Source organism: Streptococcus penaeicida (assembly GCF_002887775.1).
Taxonomy (GTDB): Bacteria; Bacillota; Bacilli; order Lactobacillales; family Streptococcaceae; genus Streptococcus; species Streptococcus penaeicida.
Genome location: NZ_LOCM01000030.1, coordinates 51,987 through 68,252, shown reverse-complemented (window position 1 = coordinate 68,252; position 16,266 = coordinate 51,987). Strand labels below are relative to the sequence as shown.

Annotated in this window: 11 protein-coding genes and 1 pseudogene; 7 read left to right on the top strand and 5 right to left on the bottom strand. The window is 40.6% G+C overall.

The features are described 5' to 3' along the window. Positions 1 to 165: 165 nt before the first annotated feature. Positions 166 to 1,458 (bottom strand): adenylosuccinate synthase, encoded by a 1,293-nt coding sequence (locus tag AT575_RS08240; RefSeq protein WP_102777931.1) that lies wholly within the window; start codon positions 1,456 to 1,458, stop codon positions 166 to 168. A gap of 356 nt (positions 1,459 to 1,814) precedes the next feature. Between AT575_RS08240 and AT575_RS08235 the strand changes: the two genes are divergently transcribed. Together AT575_RS08235 and AT575_RS08230 are read left to right on the top strand one after the other, a co-directional pair. Beyond that, positions 1,815 to 2,672, top strand: a complete 858-nt coding sequence (locus tag AT575_RS08235) for a hypothetical protein (protein ID WP_102777980.1) — start codon at positions 1,815 to 1,817, stop codon at positions 2,670 to 2,672. Positions 2,673 to 2,681: 9 nt separating this feature from the next. Next, positions 2,682 to 3,931: pseudogene (locus AT575_RS08230) on the top strand (toxic anion resistance protein). 43 nt (positions 3,932 to 3,974) lie between these two features. Here AT575_RS08230 and AT575_RS08225 read toward each other — a convergent pair. Beyond that, the gene (locus AT575_RS08225) at positions 3,975 to 4,565 is read right to left on the bottom strand and encodes an RloB family protein (RefSeq protein ID WP_102777929.1); all 591 of its coding nucleotides are present in this window, start codon (positions 4,563 to 4,565) and stop codon (positions 3,975 to 3,977) included. A 3-nt stretch (positions 4,566 to 4,568) separates the two neighbouring features. Beyond that, on the bottom strand, positions 4,569 to 5,771 hold the full coding sequence (locus AT575_RS08220) for an AAA family ATPase (protein ID WP_102777928.1): 1,203 nt from the start codon (positions 5,769 to 5,771) through the stop codon (positions 4,569 to 4,571). A gap of 332 nt (positions 5,772 to 6,103) precedes the next feature. Here AT575_RS08220 and gshAB point away from each other — a divergent pair, with 332 nt between their 5' ends. Then, a complete protein-coding gene (gene gshAB, locus AT575_RS08215; RefSeq protein WP_102777927.1) occupies positions 6,104 to 8,368 on the top strand; it encodes a bifunctional glutamate--cysteine ligase GshA/glutathione synthetase GshB in 2,265 nt (754 codons plus the stop codon). A gap of 117 nt (positions 8,369 to 8,485) precedes the next feature. Here the strand turns inward: gshAB and AT575_RS08210 are convergent, their stop codons facing one another. After that, a complete protein-coding gene (locus AT575_RS08210; RefSeq protein ID WP_102777926.1) occupies positions 8,486 to 10,048 on the bottom strand; it encodes an LPXTG cell wall anchor domain-containing protein in 1,563 nt (520 codons plus the stop codon). 321 nt (positions 10,049 to 10,369) lie between these two features. On the opposite strand from AT575_RS08210, the gene AT575_RS08205 reads away from it, so the two are divergent. From AT575_RS08205 to AT575_RS08190, 4 genes are all read left to right on the top strand, one after another. Then, positions 10,370 to 11,887, top strand: a complete 1,518-nt coding sequence (locus AT575_RS08205) for an AcpB/EbpR/MafR family transcriptional regulator (RefSeq protein ID WP_102777925.1) — start codon at positions 10,370 to 10,372, stop codon at positions 11,885 to 11,887. 96 nt (positions 11,888 to 11,983) lie between these two features. Then, positions 11,984 to 12,856, top strand: coding sequence for an Hsp33 family molecular chaperone HslO (gene hslO / locus AT575_RS08200; RefSeq protein ID WP_102777924.1), 873 nt, complete (start codon positions 11,984 to 11,986; stop codon positions 12,854 to 12,856). After that, positions 12,843 to 13,820 (top strand): tRNA dihydrouridine synthase DusB, encoded by a 978-nt coding sequence (gene dusB / locus AT575_RS08195; protein ID WP_102777923.1) that lies wholly within the window; start codon positions 12,843 to 12,845, stop codon positions 13,818 to 13,820. The genes hslO and dusB overlap by 14 nt, the downstream gene beginning before the upstream one ends. An 18-nt stretch (positions 13,821 to 13,838) precedes the next feature. Continuing rightward, entirely contained in the window at positions 13,839 to 14,480 is a 642-nt protein-coding gene (locus tag AT575_RS08190; protein WP_102777922.1) for a deoxynucleoside kinase, read from the top strand. 971 nt (positions 14,481 to 15,451) lie between these two features. Here AT575_RS08190 and AT575_RS08185 read toward each other — a convergent pair. Then, positions 15,452 to 16,264 (bottom strand): ABC transporter ATP-binding protein, encoded by an 813-nt coding sequence (locus AT575_RS08185; RefSeq protein ID WP_102777921.1) that lies wholly within the window; start codon positions 16,262 to 16,264, stop codon positions 15,452 to 15,454. Positions 16,265 to 16,266: the final 2 nt, after the last annotated feature.

The following is a 16,266-nucleotide window of genomic DNA, read 5'->3' as shown; positions in this document are numbered from 1 at the left end:
TTTTGTTCTATTTTACCATAGAAGGGGCACAGAGTATTACAAAGTGATTTAGGAGCAACTTAACTTTTTCTGTAAAGCACTAAAACGATGATGTCCAAAAAATGTAAGACACCAAAAAGTGACGACACGATGACGTCTTCACTTTAAAAGATTGATTTGTTTCAATTAGATATTAGCCCAAACAGATTCAAGGATGTTTGTTTGGTCACGGTCTGGTCCTACTGAGAAGGTAGAAATGCGGACACCTACTAATTCACCAACACGGCGAACGTAGTTACGAGCATTTTCTGGTAGGTCTTCTAAGCTGCGAACACCTGTGATATCTTCCTCCCAACCTGGAAGTTCTTCATAGATTGGTTTGCAACGGTTTAGGGTTTCTAAACTTGCTGGGTAGTAATCAATGCGTTCGCCATCAAGGTCGTAAGCCACACAGATTTTAACAGTATCAAGACCTGAAAGAACATCGATTGAGTTTAATGAAAGATTTGTGATACCTGATACACGACGGCTATGACGCATAACAACTGAGTCAAACCATCCTACACGACGTGGACGTCCTGTTGTTGTCCCATATTCATGACCAACTTCACGGATACGATCGCCAACTTCATCAAAGAGTTCAGTTGGGAATGGACCGTCACCAACACGGCTAGTGTAGGCTTTACATACACCAACAACTTTGTTGATTTTACTTGGGCCAACACCTGAACCGATAGTAACACCACCAGCCACTGGGTTAGATGAGGTTACAAATGGGTAAGTACCTTGGTCGATATCAAGCATAACCCCTTGTGCCCCTTCGAAAAGAACACGTTTGCCAGCATCTAGTGCATCGTTTAAAATAACTGAAGTGTCAGTCACATATTTTTTAATTTCTTGACCATAAGCATAGTATTCTTCAAAAATGTCATCAAAGTCAAGTGCTGTTGAATCATACATTTTTTCGAAAAGACGATTCTTTTCAGCCAAGTTAATTCTTAGGCGTTCAGCAAAAATATCTTTGTCCAAAAGATCAGCGATACGAATGCCGACACGCGCAGCCTTGTCCATATAAGCTGGGCCAATACCCTTGATTGTTGTACCAATTTTGTTAGCACCTTTGGCATCTTCCTGCAATTGATCCAATGTAATATGGTATGGCAAAATAACATGAGCACGATCTGAAATACGAAGATTATCAGTGGTCACCCCTTCTTCATGAAGGTAAGCCAATTCTTTGACCAAAGATTTTGGATTAACAACAACCCCATTACCAATAACAGAAATCTTTTCTGGGAAGAAAATACCTGATGGGATTAAATGCAACTTGAACTTCTTACCATCGATAACAATGGTATGTCCAGCATTATCTCCACCCTGGTAACGAGCAATCACTTCTGCATCTGAAGATAAAAAGTCAGTGATTTTACCTTTACCTTCATCACCCCATTGGGTACCAACAACTACTACTGATGTCATATGTCTTTGATATGGGCCTACAAACTTCGAAGGCCTCCACCTTTCTTGAGCAACATGGCAGGAATCTCACCTGCGAGTTTGTCTTACAACTTATTATAGCAAAAAATGATAAAATGTGCCATCTTTGCCAAAAAGATTAAGAAAAAATTATTTTCACGACTTTTCATTCTTTTGAGAATTGGTAAAACCCGAACATTGAAACTCCAACTAGCATCTAGTTCCGAACCTTAATAGCCTACCCCCTATGGCTGTGGCTTCAAAATACGATAAATGCTTTAAGAAAGATAGCTTTTGCGGTAGAATAAGATTAGGAAGCCCTAGCTTTCTAAAACGATATGAAATGGAATGATGAAAATATGAAACAAAACTTTGAAAGGCTATTGGCAGGACTGCCACAATTCCCTGGTTGGCTCTGGGTTTTGGTCTACTTTATAATCATTGGCTCCTTTAGTGAATTCATGCCAAATATACTGCTTGTACCATCGGCTATCGCCCTAGCCATTGGCTTTAAACAAGTCAAAAGAAAACAAAAACTCTTAGCCGGACAGGCAATGGCTAAACGCATCCAAAATCTCAAAGATACGGTTAATCTTGCCGATAAACAAAGTCAACTAATGAACCGCTATTTATTAGAAAACGACATGCAAAATTTTCAGTTGGTCGCCCAACAATTATTGCCTAAGATCCAATTCATCAAAGAAGAATCTTACCAATTAAAAGGCGCCATTTCACCCCAGGTCTATCAACGCATCAACCACAAGGCCGATGAGGTCAAAGTGGACGCTGTTCTACAATTGGAACAAATGCAAATCGACCACAAACTGAGCGCAAGCATCCTGACTGAGAAAGTCATTAGTGAGAAGGCTCCTGAAATCCAGGAAATTTACCAAAATGTCCAAAAAGACAACAAGAGCATCCTCGAAAAAATAGCTACTGCTGATAATAAGGCCGAGCTAGAAGCCCTTCAAGAATCAAGTATGCAACACTTTAATGACATCCTAAATGGTTATCTGAAAATCAAAGCCTCACCTAAAGATTACTACAATGCTGAGGAGCGTCTGACTTCTGCCCATCAAGCCTTACAGGACTTTGACCTAGACTTAGATGAAACCTTGAGAAAACTCAACGAAAGTGAATTAAAAGATTTCGACGTCAGCCTGCGCATGATGCAAAAACAAAACCAAATGCGTAAGCAAGAAGAACTAGAAGAATAGGAGATTATCATGTCTGAATTTAATTTTGATATTGACGCTATTGCGGATAACGCCATTAGTAAAAGTGACAAAACCACTGAAATCATCACCGACCAGTCAAGTACCGATGAAAAAACCATTTCTTTCTTTGAGAAACTAAGCCCTGACCAACAAACAGCCATCATCAGTAAAGCACCCGCTTTAGTGGATTCCTTCATGTCTAACCAAAACACCCTTTTAGATTTTGGGCAATCAGCAGTTGAAGGGGTTAACACAACCGTCAATCACATCCTCAAAGAACAGAAAAAATTACAAATTCCACAGGTTGATGACTTACTAAAAAATACCAATCAAGAGTTAAATGGCTTTGTCAAAAAATATAAGGATGTCGGTCCAGCTGATTTAGAGAAAAAACCAAATCTCATTCAAAAAATGTTTAAACAAAGCAAAAATACCTTGCAAGAATTCTACTTCGATGCCCAAAGCATTGAACAAAAAATGGACGGTATGGCTGCTGCAGTTGTCAAACAAGAAGACACCTTAGCCCGCAACATTGTCTCAGCTGAGCTCTTGATTGAAGATAATACTAAGTCAATTGAAAATCTGGTTGGAGTCATCGCCTTTGTCGAAGCCAGCCAAAAAGAAGCCACCAAGCGCGCTCAGGCTTTGCAGACAGAATTAGCAGCTATCGACGCAGCGACGCCTGAATACCAAAACAAAACAGATCTCCTCGCACGGACAACCGAAGTCATCAATACCTTGGAACAACAACATACTGAGTATGTCAGCCGTCTCTATGTAGCCTGGGCAACAACACCGCAAATGCGTAACTTGGTCAAAGTCTCATCAGACATGCGCCAAAAATTAGGCATGCTCCGCCGAAACACCATCCCAACCATGAAAATATCCATCGCCCAGCTTGGTATCCTACAACAATCTGTTAAATCAGGCATGACCGCCGATGCCATCGTGAATGCTAACAACGCAGCCCTTCAAATGCTGGCCGAAACCAGTAAAGAAGCCATTCCGGCCTTGGAAAGATCTGCTCAGAACCCAACACTTTCTATTCAGTCAGTCACTGCCTTAGCAGAAAGTTTAGTCCAACAAAACAACGGTATCATCCAAGCCATCGACACGGGCCGTCACAAACGAGCTCAACTTGAAGCAACCATCATCAAATCGGCGGAAACCATTAATGATTCTGTCAAATTAAGAGATGAACGCATCGTCAAAGCCTCTTGGATGAAGGACGGGAACAGCAGATGGAAGTTGAAAAATAGAAAAAAGATGCTCATTCAAAAATGGGCATCTTTTTTCTATTAGTTATAAAATATTATCAATGATAAAAAGACTTGGTATAATTTTCCCAGCATTCGTGTATGGATTTCTGCTGAAATCAATGATTTCAGCAGGTATTTCTTTTGAATACTCTATCGCTTGGTGAACCTTTGAGACCAGTTTTTCAATAAAATGCTCATCCGTTTTTTGATATTTTCCGCCGATGACTTGATTAAGTCTCCTTAGCAAGGCTTGATTTTCCATAAAAGTTGACACTCTCTCAAAATGTAATAAAATCCACAATTCGAAACTATGATTAGAAAAGATCACTTGATACCCTTTTTGATGACAGCCTTCTTTCAATCGTTCCAAATCACTAATAGATGTTTGATCATTATCAATCACTAAAACAATATCAGTCGGTGACACATCGAAATCATGTTTTCGATATAGGGTATTAGCATGATGAAAAAGGTTTAGCCCCTGCTTATTAAGATGTTTTATGGTTAATTTTTTTCTATCTTTAACCCTAAAATGTTTCTTCAATTGGTTAAAATAAAGAACTTCTGTTTGACCTTCGGTATAAATTTGTATTTGTGGTGGATTTTGTCTTCCTCTGCTCTTTTTTCTTGCCATTCATTATCCTCGTATTGCTTGTTTTAATTTCCCAACCAAGACCTCTGGAATGGCTCCAAATAAGCCCTTCTGATAACGTTTAATGAAAGAATAATCCGTTCGATTTTCTTCAGATTTAAAGTCATAAATAGAATATAAGTCAGATGCTCCACTAACATCCTTTTCACAGAAATAAATTTGTTCTTTCTTAAATCCAACATCCATTAAAGCTAATTCGTGACTGGTTAGAATAAATTGATTTGTGTTTTCTGGTGAATGAAAAAGTTCAATCATTGCTTTTGATAAAGCTAAGTGAAAAGAATCGTCAAATTCATCCATGATAATTGTACTATCTTTAACCAATAAAAGAATCAAAGCTAAAGAAATCAGTTTTTTGGTTCCATCTGATTCTTCATCTAAGGTTAAGGTGAATTCTCCATTAGCCTTTCCATCTTCCTCATACCTTTTATGTCTTAAAATCATATTGTATTCTTTAAAGCCATCGGTAGATTTCAAAAGGGTTTGCAATTCCTCTGGCAAGACAAGATTTGATTCGATGACTTCAAAATCTAAAATATTAAGATCAGAAGCCTGCAAAAAGTTGATTAACTTTCCTTTATAGTCTGCATGATTCTGCAATTTATAAAGCTGTTCCAATAATGGTTCGATATCCCTTGATACAAAAATAAGATCATTTCGAAACCACCTAAAAACTGCTAAACTATGCTGATCATTAAAGGTTTTTGCAGTATTCAAGAAAAGATTATCCTTACGTGTTTTGGGAACTAATAATTCCAATTCCTTTGGCAAAACAGGGTAAAGTTCTCCCTCTCTATGAAAATAAGTCTCAAATTGCCCTTTTTGATCAATTTCTAGACATTCCTCACATATCGTATCTAAGGTGTAAGTGACAGAATATCGGTATATAAGGGATTCCTTAACCAAAGTTACTGATAGATGAATCGGTTCATCATTACCAGCATAAGTCGGATAAGGATTATTTCGTTTATCTTCTTTAAGGATGAGATTTCGAAACGTGCCTAGAGCCTTCAACATATTACTTTTACCCGAAGCATTTGCTCCAAAGATAATAGCTGATTTTAAGATTCTTCGCTTATTAATTCTATCAAACTCATTTTTTATTTGCGTTCTAGGAGCGGCTTCCATTGAGAAGTATGCCTCTTTGTGATAAGAAAAAAGATTTTCAAATGTAAATTCCAATAACATAGCATTCTCCTAAAATACGTTTTTTCGTATTTTATTATATCGTATTTTTATTTACATGGCTACTACCAACTAAAAAGTGTTGCAAAAAACTAAAAAACGTTTTTGATGTTGATTATTACAAAGTCATAAAAGCCAAGTTTTTAAAAAAACTGACTCCAAAAGTCTGATTCTTCAATGAATTTATACAGAGTGAAAAAAGAGTGATTTGTTTTCACTCTTTTTCGATGTCTTTTTTCCTGTCTTTTTTGGCTTTTTTTGTGTCAATAAATTGTATTTCATGTCCTAAAATTGTAAACTGTAACAAGAAGATTTCAACGGAAAGTAGGCACTAGATGCTCAATCAACTTTTACAAAAATTACCTGAAAATACCAATATTTTAGAAGCTACTTTTGGTTTAGAAAGAGAGGGCTTGCGGGTTAGCCCTGAAGGCAAAATTGCTAAGAGCGACCACCCTTCTGTGCTGGGTTCACGTACCATGCATCCCTATATCCAGACCGATTTTAGCGAAGAACAGTTAGAACTGATTACTCCTATCTCGACATCAACAAACCAAGCTAGACGCCGGCTTGGGGCTATTTATGATGTCACCCAAAGGTCCTTAGAAGCTGATGACGTCATCTGGCCGCTTTCGATGCCCCCTTACCTCCAAGCAGAAGACATCCAGATTGCCAAACTGGATAATCCTGAAGAAGTGGCATATCGCCAACAGTTGGTTGAAACCTATGGCAAATTGATTCAATCTATTTCTGGTATTCACTACAACTTTGGATTAGGGGAAAACCTGTCTAAAGCCCTTCTTGAACTTAGTCCCCTAGACAATCCTGTTGACTTTCGCAATCAGCTCTACATGAAGCTAGCCCGCCAATTCCTCAATTACCAATGGTTTGTCACCTATCTATTTGGAGCAACACCACTGGCTGAGAAAGACTTCTACCCAAACATGCCTCAAGGCCCAGTCCGCTCTCTGAGATCCAGCAAGGCTTATGGTTACGCCAATGAGGATAAGGTCCAAATCTCATTTTCATCGCTAGAAAACTATATTTCCGATATTGAGAGCATGATTACTCAAGGCCATCTATCCCTTGAAAAAGAATTCTATTCAGCTGTTCGCCTCCGTGGCAGCAAGCACTCCCGCGACTTCCTAGAAAAAGGCATCAGCTACTTGGAGTTCCGCAACTTCGACATCAACCCTTTTGACCCACTAGGCATCACCCAAAAAACATTGGATAGTTTCCACCTCTTCATCCTCAGTCTGCTTTGGATAGATGATTTGGAAAATGCCGATGCCGACCTGACAGCAGCTAAAGCAATCAACGAAACCATTGCCCTAGCACATCCACTAGAGCCACTCCCAGAACAAGCTCAGCCACAAATCATCCTAGACGCCATGCGCGACCTGATTCAACACTTCCATCTGGATGCATACTATCAAGGCTTGGTTGACCAAATGGCACTGGCTGTAAAGGCACCTGAAACAACCATCTGCGGTCGTCTTTCTGGTCAAATCGCTGACGCATCCCTAGCGGCCTTTGGATTAACCAAAGCCAAAGCATACCACCAAGAGGCTACCCAGGCGCCCTACGCACTGAAGGGCTATGAAAGCATGGAGCTGTCAACGCAAATGCTCATGTTTGACGCCATCCAAAAAGGGGTCAACCTGGAAATTCTGGACGAAAACGACCAATTTTTAAAACTCTGGCACCAAGACCACGTCGAACTGGTCAAAAATGGCAACATGACTTCGCGTGACAACTACGTGGTTCCCTTAGCCATGGCCAACAAGACCGTCACCAAAAAAATCTTGGACCAGGCTGGCTTCCCGACACCGCAAGGGCAGGAATTTGATAGCAAAGATGCGGCTCTCCGCTACTACCCGTTGATTGCTGACAAGGCCATCGTGGTCAAACCCAAATCGACTAACTTCGGTTTAGGGATTTCCATCTTCCAAAATCCAGCCAGCCAAGCAGATTATGCCAAGGCTTTAGACATCGCTTTTGCTGAAGATACAGACGTCCTGGTGGAAGAATTCATTGCCGGTACCGAATACCGTTTCTTCACCTTAAACGGCAAATGTGAGGCCGTTCTGCTTCGTCTAGCAGCTAATGTGGTCGGTGATGGTAAACACAGCATCAAAGAGCTTGTTGACCTAAAAAACCAAGACCCCCTTCGTGGCAGTGATCACCGCTCACCCTTGGAAAAAATCCAACTGGGCGCTATTGAACAACTGATGTTAGCTCAACAAGGTTATGACGTGGACAGTATTCTTGAAGATGGTGTCAAAGTGGAACTGCGTGGAAATTCCAACATTTCCACCGGTGGCGACTCTGTCGACTTAACCGAGGAAATGGACCAATCCTACAAGGATTTGGCAGCCCAAATGGCCGAATCCATGGGCGCCTGGGTTTGTGGGGTCGATTTGATTATTCCCGACATCAACCAGAAAGCTGATATCAGCCAGCCTAACGTGCACTGTATTGAACTGAATTTCAACCCATCCATGTACATGCACACCTACTGCCACCAGGGTCCTGGCCAAGCCATTACCCCAAAAATTCTCCAAGAACTTTTCCCTGAATTGCCCATTTACAAGAGATAAAGAAGGCTAAGATAAGCAAAATCCCCAGTCGAAGGACTAGGGATTTTTGTGTCTTATGGGAATCTGTTGACTATCAATTGGCTATTCAAATAGATTTTGAAAAGAGTGAGACCAGTTTTAGTCTTTTTTGCTACGGCCAGCGTAGGCGTAAGTACCAGCACCAAGCAAGAAAGTAAGGCCAGCAGCCACTAAGAGTGGGTTAGCTGCTTTTTCACCAGTTGAAGGCAATTGATGGCTTTCTTCTTTTTTCTCTTCAACTTTTGGAATATTGTGGTTGACCGGATTTGGCAATGATTTCTCTTGCCCATCTCCTTTGTTAGCAAGAGGTTCAGGCATTTTAGCTGTCATTTTGTCAGCTAACTCTTTTTGCAGACGCTCAATGTCCGCTTGGAATTGTGCTTTTTCTTGCTCAGACATCTTTTCTTTGTCTTCAAAAGCTTTTACTTTATTAGCTAATTCTGTCTCAAGACGGCTGATGTCAGCACCTTTTTCTTTAAGAAGGGCTTCTAACTTAGCCACTTCCTCAGCTTGTTTAGCTTTCATGTCTTCAATTTCTTTTTCAAGACTTGCTTTAGCTTCTTTTGTACTTGCAAGTTCTTTATCGACTTCCTCAGCCTTAGCTTTAAGGTCCTCAGCTTCAGTCTTACTTGCTTCAAGCTCTGCCTTTAAAGTCTCAACTTTTTCAGAGTATTCAGACATGCTGCTTTCAGCCGTTTCAAGGGCTTTTTGCGCATTCTCAAGTTCAGACATTAACTGTGTTTTCGCTTTTTCAGCCTCTGCTAATTTCGCTTGGCTTTCGTGGTAAAATTCCTCCGCAGTCTTAAGGTTAGCAGACAATTCTTTGTTCTTATCTTCTTGATCTTTGAGTTTTTGCTCATCTAAGGCCAACTCTTTTTCATAATCTTCTTGAGCAGCTGCGGCAAGCTTAGCAAAGTCATCATGTTCTTTATTTACTTTTTCAAGTTCAGCCTTAAGCTCAATCATACCATAACCATTTAAATTAGCACGAATCTTTTCAGAAGCAAGCTTATCTTTTGTATCGACAAGTTCAGCTTCAGCTTCTTTTAATTTTTGACCTTTGCTTTCAGCTTCAAGACCTTTTTCTTCAAGTTGAGACTCAATTTTAATTTTTTCATTTTCCAAATGTTTTAATTCATCGTTTACTAGTAACAATTCTGCTTCTTTATCTTGAATATTTTCAAGTGCATTCTCTTTATCTTTGTTTAACAATTCAATTAGTTGACGTTTCTCCTCAACCTCGGTAACTTTACCTTTTAAAGTCTCTACTAGTAAAGATCTTAACGATGCAGAATTATAGCCATCTCTTAAACCTCCAATCCTTCGATCTAAGAAATCTAACATACTATTAGGATAGGTTACATCACTTGGATCAAATCCTTTTAATAATCTAAATAATGTATCTTTATTTGCATTATTTAGTAATTCTCTTATCGTAGCAATACTACGTTCATCATTTCGGTCAAACTTATTATCAACAATAACTTTCAATAGTCCATTTTCTACTTCTTTTTCAATTTGCGGTAGTCTCCTCTCATCCGCCTTAACCTCCATGGTCGTTGCTAGGGCGCCGCCGAAGGTTGAAAAGGCTGTGCCGGCTAGGGCTGCATTGGTGATGAGTCGACGTAATAAGTGTTTACGTGCTTTTTGTTTTTTATCCATGATACGATGTTCTCCTTTACTCTTTCCTCATGTGATAGTAAGTGGGCAAGTTTTGCCGACAGCAAAAAGGCTTTGGCCTCTTGTCCAAGCTATGGTTTTAGTATATATGAGTTTTAAGTGAGAATAAAGGTCACTATTTTAATTTATTTTAAATTTATGATTACTCTATTAAAATATTGATTTCTATAATAAAATAGCTATAAAAGCTCTTGTTTTAGGTTATTTTCATCTAAATACAACGGATTCACCTTTATTATTTTCTAATTTTAATCTAACTGAATCCAAGGTTAAAAAAGAGCTGATTCCCAAGGAGACCTATTGATGTTCATTAACAAAGACTTATTTTCCAACCAACAATTGCGCGAACTTAATCTGGTAAAACTGATGAGCCAGAAAAAACAGGCTTATGATTATAAAAGCATTTGTCATTATCTGGACTGTTCTTTTATGACCCTGCAAACGGAAATCGCCCACCTATCAACCTTTCCGGAAATCAAGGCCTTTCCCTATATTGAGCCTCATTTAAGTTTGTCATATAAGAGGGAATTCGGACCACAAAAACTCTATCAGTCCATCCTATTAGAGGCCCCTTCCTTACGCCTTTTAGAGATTCTTTTTTTTGAGGATCCTGAGTCACTGGATTGTTTGGCGGACCAGCTCTTCATTAGCCTCTCGACCCTCAAGCGCCTGATTAAAAAGACCAATTGCTACCTCGAAAATTTCTTCAACTGTCACATTGACATCAAGCAACTGGGCTTAGTCGGCCAAGAAAAGCAAATTCGCCTTTTCTACCTCAAGTATTTTTCCGAAGCCTATGACATGCACCAATGGCCCTTTGCTTCCATGATTTCTGAGAGCGTCCTCTCCGATTTGATCGACCTGATTGTGACCAGTCTCGACACCCCTATGGATCGGACCCACTACCGCCACCTGAAAGTTCTAGCAGCTGTTAATCTGGTCCGTTATTCCCAAGGCTTTACTTTGGCAAATAGTGACCTGCCAAGCCAATTCCTCTACCAACAGATTAAAGACCTGCAACCCATGGCCCAACTGGCGCAGCGCTTCTTAGAAAGCAGTGGTCTGTCCCTAGATAGCACCGCCCTGTCAGAATTATTCTCTGCCTATAGCCGCAACTATCTCTTCTTTAACGACTATAACTTGTCCACCGCAGCCCTAGAACCATTAGCCATCCCTGCCGATGCTTGGCAAGCCGTCTTAGAAAAATTGCAAGAGCAATTTGGATTAGCATTGCAAAATAGGGAGGAGCTCTGCCGCATTTTGCAGGAAGCGACTATTTTAGGAGAAGAAGACCGCCATCAAAATTACTTGGTCTTTGACCACAAGGAGCCCTACTTGAATTATTTCCGGACTCAGTATCCTGAGCTCTGTCACGTTTTTTCTCAGGCTCTGCTCTTACCTTTCCTCAAACGTGGCCTCTCCTGCCCGGAAAAAATGAGAGGCCAGCTGCTCTACATTGTCTTGGTTTACTGGGATAATCTCTTTTTACAGCTCAGCCATTCCATCCAAAAGCAAAAGCTTTTAATCATCGAATCGGGAAGGGCTAATTTAGGGCAATTCTTGCAAGCTTTTACTGGTCAGTATTTTGACATTACTATTCATGATGAATTAGAGATCGACATGGAGAATATTCGTCAGAATTATGATTTGGTCTTGACCGACGTGGCGCTTGAGCAAACGGAAGACTTAGACATTTATTTCTTTAGTCAACTGGTACCTCACATTGCTCTTGCCCAACTCAATGACCATTTGCGTGATAAAATCCAAGCTCACTTCAAAGCAAAATGCCAGGCCTTTGAGGGACAAGACCAAGCTAGTTAAATGATGATAGCCTGTAAGACTTTTCATTAAAATTTTCAATTAATTTTGCGGTTGTTACAGACCGCAAGATTTTTTCTTTATGCTATAATACTAGTTATGGATAAAATGATAAAATCAATCTCACAATCAGGCTCTTTTAGAGCCTTTGTGCTTGATAGTACAGAAACAGTTAAAAAAGCTCAGGAAATGCATGGTACCATGTCATCATCAACGGTGGCACTTGGCCGGACCCTGATTGCCAATCAAATCTTAGCAGCCAATCAAAAAGGAGACAGCAAAGTAACCGTTAAGGTCATTGGCGACTCTTCTTTTGGTCATATCATCTCAGTAGCAGATACCAAAGGTCATGTGAAAGGTTACATTCAAAATACCGGTGTTGATATCAAAAAAACAGCAACTGGCGAAGTTCTGGTTGGTCCTTTTATGGGCAATGGCCATTTTGTCTCCATTGTTGATTACGGCACTGGCAATCCTTATACCTCAACCACACCACTGATTTCAGGTGAAATCGGCGAAGACTTTGCCTATTTCCTTGCGGAATCAGAACAAACACCATCTGCGGTCGGCCTTAATGTTCTTTTAGACGAAAATGACAAGGTCAAAGTTGCTGGTGGTTTCATGCTCCAAGTCTTGCCAGGCGCAAGTGATGAGGAAATTGCCCGTTATGAAGAACGACTTCAAAAGATGCCGGCCATTTCAAACCTCTTAGCTTCTGATGACCATATCGAAGCCCTTTTAGCTGCCCTTTATGGGGATGACCCTTACAAACGTCTGTCTGAAGAATCGCTAAGCTTCCAATGTGATTGTTCCAAAGAACGGTTTGAGTCAGCCCTCATGTCACTTCCAATAAGTGACCTGCAAGAAATGATTGACCAAGATCATGGTGCTGAGATCATCTGCCAGTTCTGTCAAACAAAATACCAATTTAATGAAAACGATTTGGAGGGGATTATCAATGACAAAGCTTAATTCATCTTTTATGATTGGGAATGTTGAAATCCCACACCGTACCGTCTTAGCACCCATGGCGGGTGTAACCAACTCAGCTTTCCGGACCATCGCTAAAGAATTTGGTGCCGGACTTGTTGTCATGGAAATGATTTCCGAAAAGGGTCTCCTTTACAACAACGAAAAAACCTTACACATGCTCCACATTGACGAGAATGAACATCCAATGTCCATTCAACTTTTTGGGGGAGATGCCGAAGGGTTAAAACGGGCTGCGGATTTCATCCAAACCAATACCAAAGCAGATATTGTTGACATTAACATGGGTTGTCCGGTTAATAAAGTGGTTAAAAACGAAGCCGGTGCCAAATGGCTCCGTGACCCTGACAAAATCTACCACATTGTTTCAGAAGTAACCTCTGTTTTAGATATTCCATTAACCGTTAAAATGCGTACTGGTTGGGCTGACAGCTCTCTAGCTGTTGAGAATGCACTAGCTGCCGAGTCAGCAGGTGTTTCTGCCTTGGCCATGCACGGTCGTACTCGGGAACAAATGTACACGGGAACTTGTGACCACGAAACACTTGGTCGTGTTTCTAAGGCTATCACCAAAATTCCTTTTATCGGGAATGGGGATGTGCGTAGCGTCCAAGATGCCAAGTTTATGATCGAAGAAATCGGCGTTGATGCTGTGATGATTGGACGCGCAGCCATGAACAACCCATACTTGTTCACCCAAATTAACCATTTCTTTGAGACGGGAGAAGAGTTACCTGATCTTCCATTTGCCAAAAAATTAGACATTGCCGAAGACCACTTGACCCGCTTAATTAATCTCAAGGGCGAAACCATTGCCGTTCGGGAATTCCGTGGTTTGGCGCCCCACTATTTACGGGGAACTGCTGGTGCTGCTAAAGTTCGAGGTGCTGTTTCACGCGCCAGCACCTTGGCCGAAGTCCAGGATATCTTTGCACAAGTTCGTTAATTTCACTGAAGGAGAAACATGTTGATTGTACTAGCCGGAACTATTGGAGCAGGTAAAAGCTCCCTCGCTGCTGCTCTAGGAGAACACTTGGGAACTGAGGTTTTTTACGAAGCCGTCGATAACAATCCTGTTCTTGACTTATACTACCAAGACCCTAAAAAATACGCCTTTTTACTCCAAATTTTCTTTTTGAATAAACGTTTTAAATCGATTAAAGAGGCCTATAAACAAGATAACAACATCCTTGACCGTTCCATCTTTGAAGACGAACTTTTCTTAAAACTCAACTACAAAAACGGCAACGTCACAAAAACCGAATTGGAAATCTACCAAGAACTCCTTGGCAACATGCTGGAAGAACTTGAGGGCATGCCTAAAAAACGCCCAGACCTCCTTATCTACATCGATGTTTCCTTTGACAAAATGTTAGAGCGCATCGAAAAACGTGGTCGCTCTTTTGAGCAAGTTGACGGCAACCCAGGCTTAGAAGAATACTACTACCAAGTCCACGGTGAATATCCAGACTGGTACCAGCAATACGATGTCTCACCAAAAATGAAAATTGACGGCGACACCCTGGACTTCGTCCAAAAACCAGAAGACTTAGCCAAAGTCCTCGACATGGTTGATGATAAGTTGAAAGAATTGGATTTACTATAAAATTAAAAGACCAGTCTTTAATTGTGGACTGGTCTTATTTTACTCAAAAATAGATTCGCTCGAAGTAGAAAACGCCAGCCTTTTAGTGAAGGGGACGTCAGCGAATTCAAGATTAAACTCTTGAATTCCATGACTGGTTTTTGAACCTTTGGTTTCAAAAATCTCCTTACTATTTCCACCTAAAAGGCGGGCGTGTTTTCTTTATTACTTGTTTATCTGCAACTTGCAAAAACGAAAAATCTTAGCTAAAATAGTTTTCATATTGAGATGTCGGCTCATGGTCAATCTGATAGTAATCCTGAACACAAGGGTCAGGTGGTGGCGGACACCAGAAGCAAATCCGATAGTAATCTTGGATCTAAGAGCCAAGCGGTGGCAGACACCTGAATAAACCGGCAGTAAAGCGACTCACTAATGTGGGTCGCTTTTATTTAGATGGCTTATTTGAAAAATGCCCACTAAGCTGTAACTTATAAATCAATTCGCATAAATATAAAACTTATTGATACAAAAAAAGAAACCACTTATGACGATGGCTTCTATAGTAGAATTATTCTTAAACGTAAGTATCCACTTACGCCAAGAGGAAATAATTATAATAATCAGTAGGTAACAACTCCTAGTGATATTTCTATTATAGGATGTTGAATCAGTATTGTCTAATAGTGTCCGTCACTTCAAAAAGATTTTTTTGTATTTGTGGTGATATTATTCCTCTTATTTTAGACAAGTCCATTTTTTCTTTAGTTTTAGATCCTTTTCATAGTGGTAATTGTAGCAGTAACAGATTAAGTTACTGCTACTCGGAAAACTGAAGACCAGAGGCTTCAGTTTTAGGAATGGAATCCCGAAGGGAGTCGCTTCCGTCCGAACCATTAGTGAAAAGGAGTAAAGGCATTTCAAACCCAACCACTTTAAACAAGGAATTCGCTGACGTCCCTTCCACGAAAAGGAGTAGGTTTTGTTTTGAATTAGCTCGTGCTACCCCAGTACCAAGCATCATCCTTGAGAGTTTGGCCGGCGTTTTTGTGGAAAAGTTGCATCAGCTCTTCTACGGTCAAGTCCTGTTTTTCTTGACCTTTGACGTCAACGACAATTTTGCCTTGATGGAGCATGACCAGGCGGTTGCCATATTGGATAGCATTTTCCATATTGTGAGTAATCATCAGGGTGGTTAGGCTATGGTTTTTGACAATTTTGTCGGTCAGAGCCATGACCATGTCACTGGTTTTAGGATCGAGGGCTGCGGTGTGCTCATCTAATAAGAGCACTTTGGGTTTTTCCAGTGATGCCATGAGCAGCGTTAGAGCTTGCCGTTGCCCACCTGATAAGAATTGTGTGTCGACTTTGAGGCGGTTTTCCAAGTTGAGTCCTAATTCTTTCAGGGCTTGCTTGTAAATCTTTCGTTCTTCTTCTTTAACGCCCCAACTCAAACCCCGTTTCTTACCTCGACGGTATGCGATGGCCATGTTTTCCTCAATGGTTAAACGCGAAGCTGTTCCCATTTTGGGGTCTTGGAAAACACGACTGATTAGGCTGGCTCTTTTTGCTGCAGCTAGATTTTTGATGGACTTGCCTTCTAACTGGATGTCACCCTGATCGACTTTGAGGGTTCCGGCGAGGGTGTTCATCAAGGTCGACTTACCGGCACCATTACCACCGATAATAGAGATAAAGTCGCCCTCTTCAACCTCAAGGTTGAGACCGCGCAAGACATGGTTTTCGTTGACCGTGCCTGCTTCGAAAATTTTATGAATATTTTGTAAGGATAATAGTGTTGTCATGC